The following is an 18,633-nucleotide window of genomic DNA, read 5'->3' on the forward strand; positions in this document are numbered from 1 at the left end:
GACCGGCCCGCCCCACGGCCGCACCACCCGCCGCCCGCGTGGTCGGAGGCCCCCCGCGCTGCCGGTAGGCTGGTCACATGTCCGAACCGACCGGTGCCGCCCGCCGACGCGGGCCCTTCAAGGTCGGGGACCAGGTACAGCTGACCGACCCCAAGGGCCGCCACTACACGTTCACTCTCGAAGCAGGGAAGAACTTCCACACCCACAAGGGTTCCTTCCCGCACGACGAGTTGATCGGCTCCCCCGAGGGCAGCGTGGTCCGCACCACCGGGAACGTCGCCTATCTCGCGCTGCGCCCCCTGCTCCCCGACTACGTCCTGTCCATGCCCCGCGGGGCGGCCGTCGTCTACCCGAAGGACGCGGGCCAGATCCTGTCCTTCGCCGACATCTTCCCCGGCGCCCGCGTCGTGGAGGCCGGCGTCGGCTCGGGCTCGCTCAGCAGCTTCCTGCTGCGCGCCATCGGCGACCAGGGCATGCTCCACAGCTACGAGCGCCGCGAGGACTTCGCCGACATCGCCCGGCAGAACGTCGAGCGCTACTTCGGCGGCCCGCACCCCGCCTGGCAGCTCACCGTCGGCGACCTCCAGGACAACCTCAGCGACACCGAGGTCGACCGGGTCATCCTCGACATGCTCGCCCCCTGGGAATGCCTCGACGTCGTCTCCAAGGCACTCGTGCCCGGCGGCATCCTGTGCTGCTACGTGGCGACCACCACGCAGCTCGCACGGACCGTCGAGTCCATCCGCGAGATCGGCTGCTTCAACGAGCCGACCTCCTGGGAGACGATGATCCGCAACTGGCACGTCGAGGGCCTGGCCGTCCGCCCCGACCACCGCATGATCGGCCACACCGGCTTCCTGCTCACCGCCCGCCGCCTCGCGGACGGCGTCGAACCGCCCATGCGCCGCCGCCGCCCCGCCAAGGGCGCCTACGGCGAGGACTACGACGGCCCCAACGCCGACGGCGGCGGCCCCCGCTGACACACCGCCCCGCACCCGCACAACGCCCGCGCGCCGCGCCCGAGTTCCCGCCCCCGTGACGGAACCCGGCCGCGGCGCGCGGCCGTTGCACGGGGACCCGCGCGACGGACCGGAAAAGTGCCGACCCCCTGTTCACGCGCGCTGTGACGTGTGGCACCATGCTGGCCATCCCCACACCGGCACAGCCCCAACGGGAGACCTCCCCAGTGCAGCAACCCGTCGTCCCGGAACTGGCGCACAACGACTCCAGGCTCATCCACTGGCTCGCCACGGCCACCGGGCTCGCCGCCGTCTTCGCCCTGTCCTCGGCGCTCCAGCCCGGCCCGGCGACCGCCGCCCAGGCGGCCGACCCGAAATCGGCCCCCGCCCCCGTGCCCACCACGGCGCCCGCCACCACCGGCGTCGACTTCCCCCTCGACTGCGGCCCCGTCAAGGCCGTCGTCGTGAAGAAGGCCAGCGGCGACCTCGACGGCGACGGCCGCCCCGAGACCGTCGCCGTCGTCCACTGCGACGCCGGCATGGGCACACCGCCCGACGGCGTCTACGTCCTCACCCAGGGCGCCAAGGACACCGCACCCCGCGTCGTCGCCACCCTCGTCGCCCCGAAGTCCCGCGAGAACATCACCGAACTCGCCGTCGGCGACGAGACGGTGCGGGCCACGATCCTCGGCTACTCCTCGACGGACGTGCCCAGTTGCTGCCCCGACGTCAAGGGCACCGCACAGTGGCAGTACAAGGACGGGACCTTCGTCCGCACCGACTCCTCGGACGCCCGCAGCGTCTGAACGCACACGTGCCCGGTGCGCAGACGCACCGGGCACATGTGAGAAACCGGACAGGACGGACGGACCCGGCGGGCCCGCCGCCCCGGCGATCAGTCCGCGCCGGGCCCGTAGACCTCGACGCTGTCCGAAACCCGACGTACGTGGATGCACTCCCCGGGACACTCCTTCACCGAGTCCACGACGTCCGTGAGAAGCGGCAGCGGTACGCGTGTTGTCGCCCCCGGCGCCTGAAGCAGTTCGTCGTCCGAGCCCTTCACGTACGCGAGCCCGTCGATGTCCAGCTCGAAGACCTCGGGGGCGTACTGGGCGCAGATGCCGTCGCCGGTACAGAGATCCTGGTCGATCCAGACCTCCAGCGTCTCGCCGTCGACTCCGGCCTCCTGCTGCACGTGGATTCTCCTGCTCCTTCTCGGTGCCGGGCCGACCCGAAACACTGCAAGTCGGGCCAGCTCTGGCGGGTGTTGAACAGTTCGACCCTACCTCCGCCCGCTTTCCAATCATGTTCGGTGGGTATTCCCCTGGCGTGAGGGAGAGCGCAAGGGTGAAGATCGGACACACCCCGACAGTCTTTGTGATCTAGGGGTTTCAATCGACACCCACCCAGGTAGGGTCTGGAAACGTCCAGCTCCCCTTGGAGGAGGTGAGGACCGTGGCAGCCCACGACGACGACATGAACCGCGGCATCCGCCCAGGACGCGGGTCCGACGACCCGGCCGGGCAGATTGCCTACCTTGAGCAGGAGATCGCCGTCCTGCGACGCAAGCTCGCCGACTCTCCGCGGCACACGAGAATTCTCGAAGAGCGGATCGTCGAACTGCAGACCAATCTGGCCGGCGTGTCCGCACAGAACGAGCGGCTCGCCAACACCCTCCGCGAGGCCCGCGACCAGATCGTGGCCCTCAAGGAAGAAGTGGACCGGCTCGCGCAGCCGCCCGCCGGATTCGGTGTCTTCCTGCAGGCCAACGAGGACGGAACGGCCGACATCTTCACCGGCGGCCGCAAGCTCCGGGTCAACGTCAGCCCCAGCGTCGAACTCGACGAGCTCCGGCGCGGCCAGGAACTGATGCTCAACGAAGCGCTCAACGTGGTCGAGGCCATGACCTACGAGCGCGTCGGCGACATCGTCACCCTCAAGGAGATCCTGGAGGACGGCGAACGCGCCCTGGTCATCGGCCACACCGACGAAGAACGAGTGGTCCGGCTCGCCGAACCCCTCCTCGACGTCACCATCCGGCCCGGCGACGCACTGCTCCTCGAACCCCGCTCCGGATACGTCTACGAAGTCGTCCCCAAGAGCGAGGTCGAGGAACTCGTCCTCGAAGAGGTCCCCGACATCGGCTACGAGCAGATCGGCGGCCTCGGCGGACAGATCGAGGCCATCCGGGACGCCGTCGAACTCCCGTACCTCTACCCCGACCTGTTCAAGGAGCACGAGCTGCGGCCCCCCAAGGGCGTCCTGCTCTACGGGCCCCCCGGATGCGGCAAGACGCTCATCGCCAAGGCCGTCGCCAACTCGCTGGCCAAGAAGGTCGCCGAAGTCACCGGCCAGGCCACCGGCAAGAGCTTCTTCCTCAACATCAAGGGACCCGAACTCCTCAACAAGTACGTCGGCGAGACCGAGCGGCAGATCCGCCTCGTCTTCCAGCGCGCCCGCGAGAAGGCCAGCGAGGGCACCCCCGTCATCGTCTTCTTCGACGAGATGGAATCCCTCTTCCGCACCCGCGGCTCCGGCGTCAGCTCCGACGTCGAGAACACCATCGTCCCGCAGCTCCTCGCCGAGATCGACGGCGTCGAAGGCCTGCAGAACGTGGTCGTCATCGGCGCCTCCAACCGCGAGGACATGATCGACCCGGCCATCCTGCGCCCCGGCCGGCTCGACGTGAAGATCAAGATCGAGCGCCCCGACGCCGAGGCCGCCAAGGACATCTTCGGCAAGTACCTCACCGAACGCCTCCCGCTGCACAGCGACGACCTCGGCGAACACCACGGCGACCGCACGACCACGGTCCAGGGCATGATCCAGACCGCCGTCGAGCACATGTACGCCGAATCCGAGGAGAACCGCTTCCTGGAGGTCACCTACGCCAACGGTGACAAGGAAGTCCTCTACTTCAAGGACTTCAACTCCGGCGCGATGATCGAGAACATCGTCGGCCGGGCCAAGAAGATGGCGATCAAGGATTTCCTCGACAAGACCCAAAAGGGCCTCCGGGTGTCGCACCTCCTCCAGGCGTGCGTCGACGAATTCAAGGAGAACGAGGACCTCCCCAACACCACCAACCCCGACGACTGGGCACGGATCTCCGGCAAGAAGGGCGAACGGATCGTTTACATCCGCACGCTCATCACCGGAAAGCAGGGCTCGGACACCGGACGCTCCATCGACACGGTGGCAAACACCGGTCAGTACCTGTAAAAAAACGGGCCGGCTGCGGGTGCCTTCTTCGGGGGTACCCGCAGCCGACTGTTTTTCAGGACACGGCTGGAGCAAGGCAATGACGCAAATGATCTCCCCACCAGCGCAAAGGCGTTCTAGGCTCTTTCGTACCGCCGGGCCGCCCAGTGCGGGGACGGGCACCGCACGCGCACCCGAGCACCAGCGGTACTTGAGCGCCGCCCCCGACCGGGGACGACGCCGGGCAAGGAGGGCCGCATGACCGTACGCCGAGTAATGGGCATCGAGACGGAGTACGGAATCTCCGTCCCCGGGCACCCCAACGCCAATGCCATGCTCACCTCGTCCCAGATCGTCAACGCGTACGCCGCGGCGATGCACCGGGCCCGCCGGGCCCGCTGGGACTTCGAGGAGGAGAACCCGCTGCGGGACGCGCGAGGCTTCGACCTCGCCCGCGAGACCGCCGACTCCAGCCAGCTCACCGACGAGGACATCGGACTGGCCAACGTCATCCTCACGAACGGCGCGCGCCTCTACGTCGACCACGCACACCCCGAATACAGCTCGCCCGAGGTCACCAATCCGCTCGACGCCGTGCTCTGGGACAAGGCCGGCGAGCGGATCATGGCCGAGGCCGCCGAGCGCGCGGGACAGCTCCCCGGCGCCCAGCCGATCCACCTCTACAAGAACAACACCGACAACAAGGGCGCCTCCTACGGCACCCACGAGAACTACCTGATGCGGCGCGAGACCGCCTTCTCCGACATCGTGCGCCACCTCACGCCGTTCTTCGTCTCCCGCCAGGTCTTCGCCGGAGCGGGCCGCGTCGGCATCGGCCAGGACGGCCACGAGCACGGCTTCCAGCTCAGCCAGCGCGCCGACTACTTCGAGGTCGAGGTCGGCCTGGAGACCACCCTCAAACGCCCCATCATCAACACGCGCGACGAACCGCACTCCGACGCCGAGAAGTACCGCCGCCTGCACGTGATCATCGGCGACGCCAACCTCTCGGAGATCTCCACCTATCTCAAGCTGGGCACCACCTCCCTGGTGCTCGCCATGATCGAGGACGGCTTCATCGCCGTCGACCTGGCCGTCGACCAGCCCGTACGGACCCTGCACGAGGTGTCGCACGACCCGACCCTCAAGCGCCTGGTCACCCTCCGCAGCGGCCGGACCCTCACCGCGGTCCAGCTCCAGATGGAGTACTACGAACTGGCCCGCAAATACGTCGAGGAGCGCTACGGCGGCGACGCGGACGACCAGACCAAGGACGTCCTCGGCCGCTGGGAGGACACCCTCAACCGGCTGGAGAACGACCACATGAGCCTGGCCGGCGAACTCGACTGGGTCGCCAAGCGCGAACTCATGGAGGGCTACCGCCGCCGCGACGACCTCGACTGGGACGCCGCCCGGCTGCACCTGGTCGACCTCCAGTACGCCGACGTACGGCCCGAGAAGGGCCTCTACAACCGCCTCGCCGCCCGCGGGCGCATGAAGCGGCTCCTGGACGACGCCGAGGTCGACCGCGCCAGGACCCAGCCCCCGGAGGACACCAGGGCCTACTTCCGCGGGCGCTGCCTCGAGCAGTACGCGGACGACGTCGCGGCGGCCTCCTGGGACTCCGTGATCTTCGACCTGCCCGGCCGCGACTCGTTGCAGCGGGTCCCAACCCTGGAACCCCTTCGCGGAACGCGTAATCACGTCAAGGAGCTCCTGGACCGCTGCCGGACCGCGGAAGACCTGGTCAGGGTGCTTTCCGGGGGCGCCGGCGGCTGAGTGGGTACTCGGCTGCGGAAGATCCGGCAGGGTGGAAAGGAGTGCGTCCGGGAATCATCGAGATGGTCCCCGGACGTTGAGCAAACTGCGGGGCCGATGTCGGACCCTGCTTGTAGGGTCTGATCAAGAACGTCGAACCGAGCGGGGTGAGGGTTATGGCGACCAAGGACACCGGCGGCGGACAGCAGAAGGCGACGCGTTCCACCGAGGAGGTCGAGGAGCAGGCGCAGGACGCGCAGGCGACCGACGACCTCAAGGAACGCCAGGAAAAGCTGAGCGACGACGTGGACTCGGTTCTGGACGAGATCGATGACGTCCTCGAGGAAAATGCCGAGGATTTCGTGCGTTCCTTCGTGCAAAAAGGCGGAGAGTGAAGGTCTAAAACCGGTTCTCCCTTCGAAAAGAAGCTGGCGGGGAAAACGTGGTTGGCGAGCCGACCCTGAAGCGGTGCGGTCGCTGCCGGCGTGACCTGTCCCTCGAGTCCTTCGCGAGGGACAGGAACCGCCGGGACGGCTTCCAGCCGTACTGCCGGGAGTGCGTGGCGCAGTACAGTGCCGCGCACTACCGGCGGCGCCGCGCGGTCGAGGGGAAACCGGTACGGGAGAAGGTCGACGTCCCGGAGGGCCACAAGCTCTGCAGATCGTGCGGGCAGATCAAGCCGCACGCCGAGTGGCATCGCAACTCCAGTGCCTCCGACGGCCTGTCGACGCGGTGCAGGGCGTGCCGTGCCGTCCAGGGCCGGCAGGGTCACCTGAAACGGCGGTACGGCATCACCGAGAGCGAACGCGACGGGCTCATCAGCTCCCAGGGCGGCGTCTGTTGCATATGTCTGGCGGCTCCGGCCGTACACGTGGATCACTGCCACGAGACGGGTAGGGTCCGTGGCGTACTGTGCTTCAGCTGCAACGCCGCGCTGGGGCAGTTCAAGGATCGGCCCGAGGCCATAAGGCGGGCTGCTGCTTACGTGGAAGGAATCGCGTGGAAGCCAACACTCGTGGCACCGGGCGTCTACCGGCTGCCTTCCTGACGCCCGGTTCGTCGTCCTTCATGGACTTCCTGTCGGACCATCAGCCGGCCCTGCTGCCGGGCAACCGTCAGACCCCGCCCGTGCAGGGCGTGTTCGAGGCGCCGCACGGCACCACGATCATCGCCGTGACGTTCGCCGGCGGTGTGGTGCTCGCCGGTGACCGCCGGGCGACCATGGGCAACGTCATCGCGAGCCGTGACATGGAGAAGGTGTTCCCGACCGACGAGTACTCGGCCGTGGGCATCGCCGGCACGGCCGGTCTGGCGGTCGAGATGGTGAAGCTGTTCCAGTTGGAGCTGGAGCACTTCGAGAAGGTCGAGGGCGCGCAGCTCTCGCTGGAGGGCAAGGCCAACCGTCTGTCGACGATGATCCGTTCGAACCTCGGGATGGCCATGCAGGGCCTGGCCGTGGTGCCGTTGTTCGCGGGGTTCGACGTGGACCGTGACAAGGGGCGGATCTTCTCGTACGACGTCACGGGCGGTCGTTCCGAGGAGCACGGGTTCGCCGCGACCGGTTCGGGTTCGGTGTATGCCCGTGGGTCGATGAAGAAGCTGTACCACGCCGAGATGACGGAGGAGCAGGCCACCACGTTGGTGGTGCAGGCTCTGTACGACGCGGCCGACGACGACTCGGCGACCGGTGGTCCCGATGTCGCGCGCCGGATCTATCCGATCGTCACCGTGATCACCGAGGACGGTTATCGCCGTCTCACCGAGGACGAGACCTCCGGGATCGCCCGTGCTGTGCTGGACGGGCGGCTCCAGGCCCCCGACGGCCCGCGTGCCGCGCTGCTCTGACCGCGGGCTTTCGTTTCTTCTCCCAGGTGATCCTGTGACTTCAACAGAAAGGGACGGATAGCCGGTGTCGACGCCGTTCTATGTCTCACCCCAGCAGGCCATGGCCGACCGGGCGGAGTACGCCCGCAAGGGCATCGCCCGTGGTCGCAGTCTGGTCGTGCTCCAGTTCGCCGACGGCATCGTCTTCGTGGGCGAGAACCCGTCGCGGGCGCTGCACAAGTTCAGCGAGATCTACGACCGGATCGGGTTCGCGGCCGCGGGCAAGTACAACGAGTACGAGAACCTCCGTATCGGTGGGGTTCGTTACGCGGACCTGCGTGGTTACACCTATGACCGTGACGACGTGACCGCGCGTGGCCTGGCGAACGTGTACGCGCAGACGCTGGGCACGATCTTCTCCAGTGCGGCGGAGAAGCCGTACGAGGTGGAGTTGGTCGTCGCCGAGGTCGGGGCGACGCCGGAGGGTGACCAGATCTACCGGTTGCCGCACGACGGGTCGATCGTCGACGAGCACGGTTCGGTGGCGGTCGGTGGCAACGCCGAGCAGATCAGCAGTTATCTGGATCAGCGTCACCAGGACGGCATGACGCTGGCGGAGGCGCTGAAGCTGGCGGTGCAGGCGTTGTCGCGCGACACCAACGGCAGTGAGCGGGAGATTCCGGCGGAGCGTCTCGAGGTCGCGGTGCTGGACCGGACGCGTCCGCAGCAGCGCAAGTTCCAGCGCATCACGGGGGGCAGGCTGTCGCGGCTGCTGGCCGGTGGTGCCGATGCGGGTTCGGAGGCGCCGTCGAAGGATGCCGCGGCTCCGGCGGTGGCGGACGAGACGGATCTCGACGACGTGCCGGGTCTGGACACCGACGACTGACGTGTCGTCCGCGCGTTTCCCGCTGTGCCCCGGCCTGGTGCCGGGGCACTGCGCGTTTCAGGGGGTGTGGCGGGGGGCGGTGGACCGGCGTACGACGAGGTGTACGGGGATGTCGCCCTGTTGGGGTTCGTCGCCGGCGAGTACGGCGAGCAGGGCGCGCATGCCGTGTGCGCCGAAGAGTTCGGCGTCGAGGCGGACGGTGGTGAGTTCGGGGTCGAGTGCGGTGGCGAGGGCGAGGTCGTCGGTGCCGGTGACGGAGAGGTCGTCGGGGATGCGCAGGCCGAGTCGGCGGGCTGCCTTGTAGACGCCGGCGGCGAGTTGGTCGTCGTCGCAGACGACGGCGGTGGGGCGTTCGCCGGGGGCGGTGAGGGCGGTGGTGGCGGCGGTCTGCGCGCCGTCGATGGAGATGGGGGCGCGGGCGGTGGCGAGGGTCGCGTCGCTGACGGTGGCCACTTCGGCGGTGACCGCTTGTGCGCGGCGGTGGAAGGTCCAGGAGGGCACGTCGGCGGCGAGGTGCAGGATGCGGCGGTGGCCCAGGGTGAGCAGGTGCCGGGTGGCCTGGCGGGCGCCGTCGCCGATGTCGAGGTTGACGGTGGCGGCGCCGACGGTGCTTCGGGGGTCGCTGTCGAGCATGACCAGGGGGAGGCGGTCGCCGCGGAGGTCTGCGAGGGCGTCGGCGGCCATGGAGGAGGCGAGTACGCCGTCGAGGGCGGCTTCGGCGGAGTGGAAGGGGCTGCGGGCGGGGCCGATGCCTTCGGGGGAGGGGTAGAGGACGACGCCGAAACCGTGTTCGGCGGCGACGCGGGCGGCGCCGGTGTAGAGGCGGGCGAAGAATTCCGTGGTGAGGGCGGGTACGACGAGCAGGATGGTGCGGGTGCTGCCGAGGCGGAGGTTGCGGGCGGCGAGGTTGGGCCGGTAGCCGAGGTCGTGGGCGGCCTGTCGGACGCGGCCCGCGGTGGCTTCGGAGACGCGGCCGCGCCATTTGTCGCCGAGGACGAGGGAGACGGCGGCCTGGGAGACGCCGGCGGCGCGGGCCACGTCGCGGCTGGTGGGTCGGGTGTTGCCTGTTGCCACCGTGGGGCGCTCCTCGGGCCGGGACGCGTCTGGACTGCGGACAGCGCACATGGTACGTATGACGGAAGACGTTATACGTAAAACTTCGGCAGCGCGGGCCGCTGCGCCGGGGCACCGGGGGAGAGGGCGGGACGCGGGATGGCAGCGGGATCGGTGGAACGGGACGGCTCCGGGGGGTCCGGGGCGGCGGCCGGGTATCTGGAGATCCTGCGGGCCAGGCACGCCCTGCGGCTGCTGACCGGCACGCTGGTGGGCAGGCTGCCGAACGCGACGGCGGCCATCGCGATCGTGCTGTTCGTGCGCGCGGAGGGCGGCACGTACAGCCTGGCCGGTGCGCTCGCCGCGGTGTACGGCGTCGCGAACGCCGTGGGGCAGCCGGTGCTGGGCCGTCTCGTGGACCTGTACGGGCAGCCCCGGGTCCAACTGCCCGCCGCCGTCGGGTCGGCGCTCGCGATGACGCTGTTCGCCGTCACGGGCACCGGGTCGTTCCCGTCGGCCTGCGCCGCCGTGGCGGTCTCCGGGCTTCTCACGCCCCCGCTGGAGGGCGGCCTGCGTGCCCTGTGGCCGGCCGTGCTGCGCGGCGAGGAGCAGGTGCACACGGCCTACGCGATGGACGCGGTGGCGCAGGAGGTGATGTTCACCGCCGGGCCGCTCCTGGTGACGCTGTGCGTGGCGGTGTGGTCGGCGCAGGCGGCGCTGGTCCTGCTGAACGTGGTGGGTGTCCTGGGCGCGCTGTCGGTGGTCGTGTCGGCGCCCTCGCGGGCGTGGCGTTCGGCGCCGCGGGAGGCGCACTGGCTGGGCGCGCTGCGCTCGCCCGGACTTCTCGCGCTGCTGGGGGCGTTCCTGTTCGTGGGCATCGCGCTGGGGTCCATCACGGTGGCGGCGGTGCGGTACGCGGACGGGCACGGCGGCGACGCGGTCTACGGCTGGCTGATGGCGGCCCTGGGTCTCGGCGCGCTCGCCGGGGGGTCCGTGTACGGGGCGCGCCGCTGGACGGGTGTGCCGGAGCGGCGACTGCGGGTGCTGGTGGGGCTGCTGGCGGTGTGTTACCTGCCGTTGACGCTGATGCCGGGCGCGGTGGCCATGACGCTGCTGACGATGCTGGCGGGTGTGTTCCTGGCGCCGGCCATCGCGTGCGCGTTCATCATCGTGGACCGGCAGGCGCCGCGGGGGACGGTGACGGAGGCGTTCTCGTGGCTCGTGACGACGTTCACGGTGGGCGCCTCGGTGGGGACGGGTGTGACGGGGCCGGTGGTCCAAGAGGGCGGAGCGGTCTGGGGATTCGCGGTGCCGGGGGCGGCCGGGGCGGTGTCCCTGCTGGTTCTGCTGGCCACCGGGCGGGTGCTTTCGGCGCCCGCCGGAAGTGCCGTTGTCGTGGTCCCGGCGAAGGCCTCATCGGAAAATGATCCAAATCGTGCGGTCGAACCTCGTTTCAGCTCGGGGGATCGGGCGTAATGTTCAGTCATGGACCGCCGCATTTTCGGGCTGGAGAACGAGTACGGCGTCACGTGCACGTTCAGGGGACAGCGCCGTCTGTCGCCTGACGAGGTGGCGCGGTACCTCTTCCGCCGTGTCGTGTCATGGGGCCGCAGCAGTAATGTCTTTCTGCGGAACGGCGCCCGGCTTTATCTCGACGTGGGATCACATCCGGAATACGCAACACCCGAATGTGACAACGTGACCGAACTGGTCACCCACGACAAGGCCGGCGAGCGCATTCTCGAAGGACTCCTGGTGGACGCGGAACGCCGCCTGCACGAGGAGGGCATCGCGGGCGACGTCTACCTCTTCAAGAACAACACCGACTCGGCAGGCAACTCGTACGGCTGCCACGAGAACTATCTGGTCGCGCGGCACGGGGAGTTCTCCCGGCTCGCGGACATTCTCATCCCGTTCCTCGTCACACGGCAGCTGCTGTGCGGCGCGGGCAAGGTGCTGCAGACGCCGCGGGGTGCGGTGTACTGCGTCAGCCAGCGTGCCGAACACATCTGGGAGGGCGTCTCGTCGGCGACGACGCGTTCCCGGCCGATCATCAACACCCGCGACGAACCGCACGCCGACGCCGAGCGCTACCGCAGGCTCCACGTCATCGTCGGTGACTCCAACATGTCCGAGACGACCATGCTGCTCAAGGTCGGTGCCACCGACCTGGTGCTGCGCATGATCGAGGCGGGCACGGTGATGCGGGACCTGACCCTGGAGAACCCGATCCGGGCCATCCGCGAGGTCAGTCACGACATCACGGGCCGCCGCAAGGTCCGCCTGGCCAGTGGCCGGGAGGCGTCGGCGCTGGACGTGCAGCGGGAGTACTACGAGAAGGCCGTGGACTTCTGCGAGCGCCGCGGGATCCGTACCGGCACCGTCGAGCAGGTCCTGGAGCTGTGGGGCCGCACGCTCGACTCGATCGAGGCGGAGGACCTCGACCGCATCGGCACCGAGATCGACTGGGTCATGAAGTACAAGCTCATCGAGCGGTACCGGGCCAAGCACAACATGACCATGTCCCACCCGAGGGTCGCGCAGATAGACCTCGCCTACCACGACATCCACCGCCGTCGGGGGCTGTACTACCTGCTGGAGAGGAAGGGGCAAGCGGCGCGTATCTGCGACGACTTGAAGATCTTCGAGGGCAAGTCGGTTCCTCCGCAGACCACTCGGGCCAGGCTGCGCGGCGACTTCATCCGGCGGGCGCAGGAGCAGCGCCGGGACTTCACCGTCGACTGGGTGCATCTCAAGCTCAACGACCAGGCGCAGCGCACCGTGTTGTGCAAGGACCCGTTCCGGTCGGTGGACGACCGGGTGGAGAAGCTCATCGCGGGAATGTGAGCCGCGTGATGTGATCACCGCCGATCACATGACTGTGCGAACGCGTTGCGCGGAAAGTCGTGGAACGCAACACGGGCGCCGTACGTATCACGTACGGCGCCCTTCGCACGCCGTAGAGTTGCGCGCGCCCATCAACCGGAACGACGGATTACGAGGCTCCACCGTGCGCCGACGCTCACTTCTCCTTGCCGCACCCGCTGGACTGGTCACCCTGGCCGGATGCGGTGACGGATCGTCCGACTCGTCGACCACGGCGGGCGACAGTGCGTCGCCCTCGGCCTCGGCCACCTCGGCGGCGCCGCCGCCCAAGATCGTGGACGGTCCGCTGCCCGCCATCACCGCGGGGACGAAGTTCGGCGAGAAGCCGACCGTGGCGAAGGGCAGCGGCGACCCGTCGAAGAACCTCGCGGTGCGGACGGTCGTCGCGGGCGGCGGGCGTACCGTCGCCGAGAACGACTACATCCAGGCGAACTACCTGGGCCAGGTCTGGGACACCGCGAAGGTCTTCGACAACTCCTACGACCGCAAGACGCCGATTCTCATCCAGCTCGCCGAGGGCACGATCATCGACGGCTGGCGCTACGCGCTGACCGGCAAGAAGACGGGCAGCCGCGTCGAGATGGCGGTGCCGCCGACCTGGGGCTACGGCACCAGCGGCAACTCGGACGCCGGGATCAAGGGCACCGACACGCTGGTGTTCGTCGTCGACATCGAGGACACGTTCACCTCGACCAGTTCCGCGAAGGGCAAGGACGCCGCGCAGGACGACTCCGCGCTGCCGAAGGTGGGCACCAACACCGACGGCAAGGCGCCGTCCATCGACGTTCCGAAGGCCGACGCGCCCACGAAGCTCGTCAGCGAGTACGTCATCGAGGGCGACGGGGCGGCGGTCGCCGCGAGCGACACCGTGCTCGTGCAGTACAAGGGCGTGCTCTGGGACACCGGCAAGGAGTTCGACTCGACGTACAGCCGCAAGGCGCTGACCTCGTTCTCGCTCCAGCAGGTCGTCAAGGGCTGGTCGCAGGGGCTGACGGGCAAGAAGGTGGGCAGCCGGGTGCTGATCGTGGTCCCGCCGAAGCTGGGCTACGGGGACAACCCACCCAGCGGCAGCGGTATCAAGAAGGACTCCGTGCTGGTCTTCTCCGTGGACATCCTCGCCAAGATGTGAGCCCGCGCCCCCCGGCCGCCCGTCGGCGCCGGCCCCGGCGGACGCGGGAGGGCGGCCCGCCCTGGCGCGCACGCCCGGCCCGGCGGGATGCAAGACTGTCTGAGTTGTCTAGTTGTCTTGTCGTAAACAAGCAGGAGCGAGTGACGTGAGCATCGAGAAGCCCGAGATCGACTTCCCGGGCGGCGAGCCCCCGGCGGACCTCGAAATCAAGGACATCTGGGAGGGCGACGGCGCGGAGGCCAAGGCCGGCGACACCGTCTCCGTCCACTACGTCGGCGTGGCCTTCTCCACCGGTGAGGAGTTCGACGCGTCCTGGAACCGGGGCGCCCCGCTCCAGTTCCGGCTCGGCATCGGACAGGTCATCGCCGGCTGGGACAAGGGCGTGCAGGGCATGAAGGTCGGCGGGCGCCGCCAGCTGACCATCCCCGCGCACCTCGCCTACGGGGACCGCGGTGCCGGCAGTGCCATCCAGCCCGGCGAGACGCTGATCTTCGTCTGCGACCTGGTCTCCGTCTGACCCACCGGGCACCGGCACCCGTACCGCCGTCGAACACGACGTGCACACGGGGTGACCGGACCCGGTCACCAGGGGCCCGTGCCTGACCGGCACGGGCCCCCGGCTTTTGCCGCGACTTTTGCCACGCCACCCGGGAGCGGTACGGTCGGCGGTCGGAAGAACATCAGGAAAGCGAAGGGCGTCGATGGCGATTGCCAAGGCCGAGCGGCTGATGAACCTGGCGCTGTGCCTGCTCGGGACGCGCCGGCCGCTCAGCAAGCGTGAGCTGCGCGAATCCATCGAGGCGTACGTCGAGACCTTCGGGCCGGACCGGGGCACCGCCGGGACGGACGACTCGTTCAACCGCATGTTCGAGCGTGACAAGGACGACCTGCGCGAGCTCGGTCTGGTGATCGAGACCGTGGAGAACCTCGACGGTGAGATCGGTTACCTGGCGCGCCGCGACAGCAACCGGCTGCCCGCCATCACGCTCGACGCCGAGGAGGCAGCCGCGCTGGGCCTGGCCGCCAAGGTGTGGCAGCAGGCCCGTCTCGCCGGCGCCGCCAGCGGGGCGCTGCAGAAGCTGCGCGCGGCGGGACTGCCCGAGGGCGTCGACCCGTACGAGGCGCACTCGGCGCTCGAACCCCGCATCCCCGTCCACGAGGCCGCCTTCGAGCCGCTGATGCTGGCCTGCCGCGACCGGCGGCCCGTGCTGTTCGACTACCGCAAGGCCAACGCGGCGCGGCCCGAGCCCCGTCAGGTCGAGCCGTGGGCGCTGGAGTGCTGGCGCGGCCACTGGTACCTGGCCGGCTGGGACCGGGACCGCGGCGCGGAGCGGGTCTTCCGGCTCTCCCGGATCACCGGCAAGGTGCGTGCCCGCAGCGGCCGTTACACCGCCGAGGTGCCCGACGTGGTGACCGTGCGCGAGACCGTCGCCGGGTGGGCGGGCGAGAGCGCCGACCGCACCGCCGTCATCCGGCTGCGCACGGGCGCCGGCTACCCGTTGCGGGCCCGCGCCAAGGCGGTGCGGGAACTCGGCGACGGGTGGGACGAGTTGGAGATTCCGTACGGGCACGGACTGGACGCCTGGCTGGTCGAGTTCGGCCCGGACGTGGTGGTGGCGGAGCCCGAGGAACTGCGGGCGGACGTGGTCGACCGGCTGCGCGCCGTGGCCAAGGGCTGAGGGGGAGCGGAAACGACAGTGGCAGGCAAACCGGTCAGGCCCGCGAACGCCATCGACCAGACCCGGCGGATGCTCTCCCTGGTGACGTACCTGCGCGAGCGCCCCGGCGCCCGCATCGAGGACGTCGCCCGCGCGTTCGGCATCACCGAGGACGAACTGGTCTCCGACCTCGATGTGCTGCCCATGTGCGGCACCAGCTTCCGCGGCGGCGACCTCCTCGACATCGACACCGACGGCGAGCGGATCTGGTGGCACAACCCGGCCGCCCTCGGCGCCGACGCGGCCGAACCGCTGCGGCTGGCCGCCGACGAGGCGACCGCCCTGCTGGTCGCCGCCCGCGCGGTGGCCACGCTGCCCGGCCTGCGCGAGAGCGACCGGCAGGCGCTGCTGCGCGCCACCGCCAAGGTGGAGACGGCCGCGGGGGAGACGGCGGGCGCCAGTTCCCGGCTGTCGGTGACCTTCGAGTCGGAGGGCGGGGTCTTCGCGGACGTCGACCGGGCGATCTCGGAGCGGCGCCGGCTGTGGATCCGTTACTACTCGCCCGCCCGCGACGAGCTGACCGAGCGGGAGATCGACCCGATCCGGCTGGTCAGCGTCGGCCACACCTACGTGGAGGCGTGGTGCCGCCGCTCGGAGGCGCGGCGCACCTTCCGGCTCGACCGGGTCGCCGAGATCAGGGTTCTCGACGAGCCGTCCGCGCCGCCCGAGGTGGAGCTGCGCGACCTGTCCGAGAGCCTGGTGCAGCCGGCCGCGGAGGACCCCGAGGTCGTCGTCGAGGTGGGACCGGGCGGGCGCTGGGTGGCCGAGTACTACCCGCACGACCAGGCCGAGGAACTGCCCGACGGCGGGCTGCGCATCACCCTGCGGACCCCCGACCCGGCCTCCCTGCGGCGGCTCGCGCTGAGGCTCGGCGGGGACGGCAGGATCGTGTCGCCGGCGGCTCTCGCGGACAGCGCCCGCCGGGCCGCCCGCGAGGCGCTCCAGGCGTACGACGTGCCCGGCGCCGGTGCGGGTCACGAGGGGCGTACGGAGTACCACGCACCGGACGGGGCCGACGGCCCGGCGGGTGCCGGTGAACTGCCGGAGCGGGACCGGCCGGTGGCGGAGCAGGACGGGCCGACGGCGTACGGGCGGCCCAACGACAGGCGGGAGCAGGAGAGTTGAGCGAGACGGCGACGACGTCCGGCGGGACGCGGGAGATCTCAGTGGCATCCGCGTTCGCCGGGATGAAGCGGGTGGTGCCGGTCGTGTTCCGGGCGGGCTGCCCGGACTGCCGGGGCCGTTTCGAACTCGCGGCGAGTGCCCTGCGCCTCGCGATCGGTGCCACGAGCCGCACCACGTTCTACTCGTTCACCTGCCCCGAGTGCGGGTCGGCGGTGCGTAAGCCGGCCGGTGAGCGCGTGGTGGAACTGCTCACCGGCGGCGGGGTGCGGACCCTGCGGCTGCACTCACCCTCCTAGGGGCTAGGCTCGCCCCCATGTTCTGGCCGATGTTCGCTGTTGCCGCCGGGTTCCTGGGCCTCGCCGTCCTCGCGGTGTTCGCCGTGCGGGTCTTCGCCGAGGCGCGGCGGCTGGGCCGCCAGGTCGAGGAGTCCGGCCGTCGCATCGGCCGGGCAGCGGAAGACCTGGAGCGGGCCGCGGCACGCACCGCGCGGGCCGTGGACGCCCTCTGACCTGCTGACTCGTGGGCCTTGAGGGATCCGGCGGTCGCTGTGCGACCGCTGTGAACCCCGGTGTTCGGTGCGTTGTACACCACTTACGTCTGTCACCCTCCCGGTCCTGCCGGGTACGCTGCATGTCTCGGTCCGAAGAACGAGGCGCGGGCCGTGAACCGGGAGTACGCACAGGGATTGCCCCCCGTTTACCCCTGAGCGTTACGATCGCTGTCAGTACGGAGGTCGGACACATATCCGATTGTCCGGACGGCCCCCACCACAAACCCGCCTCGGTGAGAAGGTAAAGACTTATGTTCGGAAGGCTCGGCGCCCCCGAGATCATTCTCATCCTCGTCGTGATCGTTCTGCTGTTCGGCGCGAAGAAGCTTCCCGACATGGCGCGCTCGCTCGGCAAGTCCGCGCGCATCCTCAAGAGCGAGGCCAAGGCGATGAAGGACGACGGTTCGTCCGCCCCGGCCGGCCCGCCGAACGCCGGCGAGGAGCCCCCCGTCCACCGCACCATCCAGGCCTCGCCCGGTGATGTGTCCACGTCGCGCCCGGTCGCCGAGCCGACGGACACCACCCAGCGCTGACGCCGGCCGGTTCGCCGGCCAGCCGCACGAGATGAGGACGTGGGTTGCCCAAGCCTGCCCGCAAGAAGGAGAAGGACCCCGAGGGGCGGATGCCCCTCGCGGATCACCTTCGTGAGCTCCGCAACCGGCTCGCCAAGGCGATGCTCGCCATCGTCGTCGTGACGATCGTTGCCGCCTTCTTCTACAACGACATCATCAACTTCTTCACCAAGCCGGTGCTCAGCTCGGTCGGCTGCCCCACCAACTTCTCGGAGCTGGCCAAGCAGAAGGACGGAACCTGCGCGCAGATCACCATCAACGGTCTGCTCGCCCCGTTCACGCTCGCCCTCAAGGTCTCCCTGATGGCCGGCGTCGTGCTGGCCTCCCCGGTGTGGCTGTACCAGCTGTGGGGGTTCGTCGCCCCCGGTCTGCACAAGCACGAGAAGAAGTACGCGATGGCCTTCGTGGCCACCGGCGTCCCGCTGTTCCTCGGCGGCGCGCTCTTCGCCTACAAGGTGCTGCCCACCACCGCGAAGGTCCTGATCGACTTCACGCCGAGCGGCGTCAACAACCTGCTGCCGCTCGACGACCTGCTCGATCTGGTCATCCGCATGGTGCTCGTCTTCGGGCTCTCGTTCGAGCTTCCGCTGCTGCTGATCATGCTGAACCTCACCGGCATCCTGACCGGCAGGCGCATGCTCGGCTGGTGGCGCGGCATGATCCTCGGCATCACGCTGTTCGCGGCCATCGCCACGCCCAGCACCGACCCGCTGACCATGCTGGCGCTCGCCGCGCCGATCTGGATCCTGTACTTCGGCGCGGTCGTCTTCTCGCTGTTCAACGACCGCCGCAAGCGCAAGCGCGACGAGGCGGGTCCGGCCGACGACGAGGCGTCCGACCTCGACCTCACGCCGGAGGACATCGGTGAGGTCGAGCCGGTCCCGGCCAGCCGGGTGCTGCCCGAGCAGTCGAGCGGCGAGCGGGTCAACGGTTATGACGACGTGACCTGAGAGAGGGGCCACACCTCGTAGG

Annotated in this window: 20 protein-coding genes; 18 read left to right on the forward strand and 2 right to left on the reverse strand. The window is 69.6% G+C overall.

Going from position 1 to position 18,633, the window contains the following annotated elements; genetic code table 11:
* Window positions 1-77: 77 nt before the first annotated feature.
* A complete protein-coding gene (locus ACFZA0_RS19160; RefSeq protein WP_391018001.1) occupies window positions 78-980 on the forward strand; it encodes a tRNA (adenine-N1)-methyltransferase in 903 nt (300 codons plus the stop codon).
* 206 nt (window positions 981-1,186) lie between these two features.
* Window positions 1,187-1,765 carry a hypothetical protein gene (locus ACFZA0_RS19165; protein ID WP_391018003.1) on the forward strand — a complete coding sequence of 193 codons (579 nt, stop codon included), beginning with the start codon at window positions 1,187-1,189 and terminating at the stop codon, window positions 1,763-1,765.
* An 89-nt stretch (window positions 1,766-1,854) separates the two neighbouring features.
* Here ACFZA0_RS19165 and ACFZA0_RS19170 read toward each other — a convergent pair whose 3' ends face one another.
* Window positions 1,855-2,160 carry a ferredoxin gene (locus ACFZA0_RS19170; RefSeq protein WP_391018680.1) on the reverse strand — a complete coding sequence of 102 codons (306 nt, stop codon included), beginning with the start codon at window positions 2,158-2,160 and terminating at the stop codon, window positions 1,855-1,857.
* A 254-nt stretch (window positions 2,161-2,414) separates the two neighbouring features.
* Between ACFZA0_RS19170 and arc the strand changes: the two genes are divergently transcribed.
* From arc to prcA, 6 genes are all read left to right on the forward strand, one after another.
* Window positions 2,415-4,181 (forward strand): proteasome ATPase, encoded by a 1,767-nt coding sequence (gene arc / locus ACFZA0_RS19175; protein ID WP_391018006.1) that lies wholly within the window; start codon window positions 2,415-2,417, stop codon window positions 4,179-4,181.
* Between the two features lie 237 nt (window positions 4,182-4,418).
* Entirely contained in the window at window positions 4,419-5,939 is a 1,521-nt protein-coding gene (gene dop / locus ACFZA0_RS19180; protein WP_391018009.1) for a depupylase/deamidase Dop, read from the forward strand.
* A gap of 155 nt (window positions 5,940-6,094) precedes the next feature.
* Window positions 6,095-6,313, forward strand: a complete 219-nt coding sequence (locus tag ACFZA0_RS19185) for a ubiquitin-like protein Pup (RefSeq protein WP_127181041.1) — start codon at window positions 6,095-6,097, stop codon at window positions 6,311-6,313.
* A gap of 47 nt (window positions 6,314-6,360) precedes the next feature.
* Entirely contained in the window at window positions 6,361-6,966 is a 606-nt protein-coding gene (locus tag ACFZA0_RS19190; protein WP_391018013.1) for an endonuclease domain-containing protein, read from the forward strand.
* The gene (gene prcB, locus ACFZA0_RS19195; protein WP_391018016.1) at window positions 6,918-7,763 is read left to right on the forward strand and encodes a proteasome subunit beta; all 846 of its coding nucleotides are present in this window, start codon (window positions 6,918-6,920) and stop codon (window positions 7,761-7,763) included. The genes ACFZA0_RS19190 and prcB overlap by 49 nt, the downstream gene beginning before the upstream one ends.
* A gap of 64 nt (window positions 7,764-7,827) precedes the next feature.
* Window positions 7,828-8,628, forward strand: a complete 801-nt coding sequence (gene prcA, locus ACFZA0_RS19200) for a proteasome subunit alpha (RefSeq protein WP_391018019.1) — start codon at window positions 7,828-7,830, stop codon at window positions 8,626-8,628.
* 57 nt (window positions 8,629-8,685) lie between these two features.
* Here the strand turns inward: prcA and ACFZA0_RS19205 are convergent, their stop codons facing one another.
* On the reverse strand, window positions 8,686-9,702 hold the full coding sequence (locus tag ACFZA0_RS19205; protein ID WP_391018022.1) for a substrate-binding domain-containing protein: 1,017 nt from the start codon (window positions 9,700-9,702) through the stop codon (window positions 8,686-8,688).
* Between the two features lie 138 nt (window positions 9,703-9,840).
* On the opposite strand from ACFZA0_RS19205, the gene ACFZA0_RS19210 reads away from it, so the two are divergent.
* The 10 genes from ACFZA0_RS19210 (at window position 9,841) to tatC (ending at window position 18,611) form a co-directional block, all read left to right on the forward strand.
* Window positions 9,841-11,157, forward strand: coding sequence for an MFS transporter (locus ACFZA0_RS19210; RefSeq protein ID WP_391018025.1), 1,317 nt, complete (start codon window positions 9,841-9,843; stop codon window positions 11,155-11,157).
* Window positions 11,158-11,166: 9 nt separating this feature from the next.
* Window positions 11,167-12,528, forward strand: coding sequence for a Pup--protein ligase (pafA, locus tag ACFZA0_RS19215; RefSeq protein ID WP_391018028.1), 1,362 nt, complete (start codon window positions 11,167-11,169; stop codon window positions 12,526-12,528).
* Window positions 12,529-12,691: 163 nt separating this feature from the next.
* Complete coding sequence (locus tag ACFZA0_RS19220; protein ID WP_391018031.1) at window positions 12,692-13,696, forward strand: FKBP-type peptidyl-prolyl cis-trans isomerase; 1,005 nt, start codon at window positions 12,692-12,694, stop codon at window positions 13,694-13,696.
* Window positions 13,697-13,841: 145 nt separating this feature from the next.
* On the forward strand, window positions 13,842-14,213 hold the full coding sequence (locus ACFZA0_RS19225; RefSeq protein ID WP_391018034.1) for an FKBP-type peptidyl-prolyl cis-trans isomerase: 372 nt from the start codon (window positions 13,842-13,844) through the stop codon (window positions 14,211-14,213).
* A 184-nt stretch (window positions 14,214-14,397) separates the two neighbouring features.
* On the forward strand, window positions 14,398-15,375 hold the full coding sequence (locus tag ACFZA0_RS19230; protein ID WP_391018037.1) for a WYL domain-containing protein: 978 nt from the start codon (window positions 14,398-14,400) through the stop codon (window positions 15,373-15,375).
* 18 nt (window positions 15,376-15,393) lie between these two features.
* Window positions 15,394-16,539, forward strand: a complete 1,146-nt coding sequence (locus ACFZA0_RS19235; RefSeq protein WP_391018039.1) for a WYL domain-containing protein — start codon at window positions 15,394-15,396, stop codon at window positions 16,537-16,539.
* A 62-nt stretch (window positions 16,540-16,601) separates the two neighbouring features.
* Window positions 16,602-16,835, forward strand: a complete 234-nt coding sequence (locus ACFZA0_RS19240; RefSeq protein ID WP_391018682.1) for a hypothetical protein — start codon at window positions 16,602-16,604, stop codon at window positions 16,833-16,835.
* A 17-nt stretch (window positions 16,836-16,852) separates the two neighbouring features.
* Complete coding sequence (locus tag ACFZA0_RS19245) at window positions 16,853-17,047, forward strand: hypothetical protein (RefSeq protein WP_391018042.1); 195 nt, start codon at window positions 16,853-16,855, stop codon at window positions 17,045-17,047.
* 293 nt (window positions 17,048-17,340) lie between these two features.
* Window positions 17,341-17,622 carry a Sec-independent protein translocase subunit TatA gene (gene tatA / locus ACFZA0_RS19250; RefSeq protein ID WP_391018045.1) on the forward strand — a complete coding sequence of 94 codons (282 nt, stop codon included), beginning with the start codon at window positions 17,341-17,343 and terminating at the stop codon, window positions 17,620-17,622.
* A 44-nt stretch (window positions 17,623-17,666) separates the two neighbouring features.
* Window positions 17,667-18,611 carry a twin-arginine translocase subunit TatC gene (gene tatC, locus ACFZA0_RS19255; protein ID WP_391018048.1) on the forward strand — a complete coding sequence of 315 codons (945 nt, stop codon included), beginning with the start codon at window positions 17,667-17,669 and terminating at the stop codon, window positions 18,609-18,611.
* Window positions 18,612-18,633 lie beyond the last annotated feature (22 nt).

The sequence above is a fragment of the Streptomyces sp. NPDC008150 genome (assembly GCF_042956945.1).
Classification (GTDB): Bacteria; Actinomycetota; Actinomycetes; order Streptomycetales; family Streptomycetaceae; genus Streptomyces.

Bases quoted from the DNA above. Each gene is read 5' to 3' on its own strand.
- ACFZA0_RS19160 (WP_391018001.1), top strand. From the start codon at position 78: ATGTCCGAACCGACCGGTGCCGCCCGCCGACGCGGGCCCTTCAAGGTC.
- dop (WP_391018009.1), top strand. From the start codon at position 4,419: ATGACCGTACGCCGAGTAATGGGCATCGAGACGGAGTACGGAATCTCC.
- ACFZA0_RS19185 (WP_127181041.1), top strand. From the start codon at position 6,095: ATGGCGACCAAGGACACCGGCGGCGGACAGCAGAAGGCGACGCGTTCC.
- ACFZA0_RS19210 (WP_391018025.1), top strand. From the start codon at position 9,841: ATGGCAGCGGGATCGGTGGAACGGGACGGCTCCGGGGGGTCCGGGGCG.
- pafA (WP_391018028.1), top strand. From the start codon at position 11,167: ATGGACCGCCGCATTTTCGGGCTGGAGAACGAGTACGGCGTCACGTGC.
- ACFZA0_RS19230 (WP_391018037.1), top strand. From the start codon at position 14,398: ATGGCGATTGCCAAGGCCGAGCGGCTGATGAACCTGGCGCTGTGCCTG.
- ACFZA0_RS19240 (WP_391018682.1), top strand. From the start codon at position 16,602: ATGAAGCGGGTGGTGCCGGTCGTGTTCCGGGCGGGCTGCCCGGACTGC.
- ACFZA0_RS19245 (WP_391018042.1), top strand. From the start codon at position 16,853: ATGTTCTGGCCGATGTTCGCTGTTGCCGCCGGGTTCCTGGGCCTCGCC.
- tatA (WP_391018045.1), top strand. From the start codon at position 17,341: ATGTTCGGAAGGCTCGGCGCCCCCGAGATCATTCTCATCCTCGTCGTG.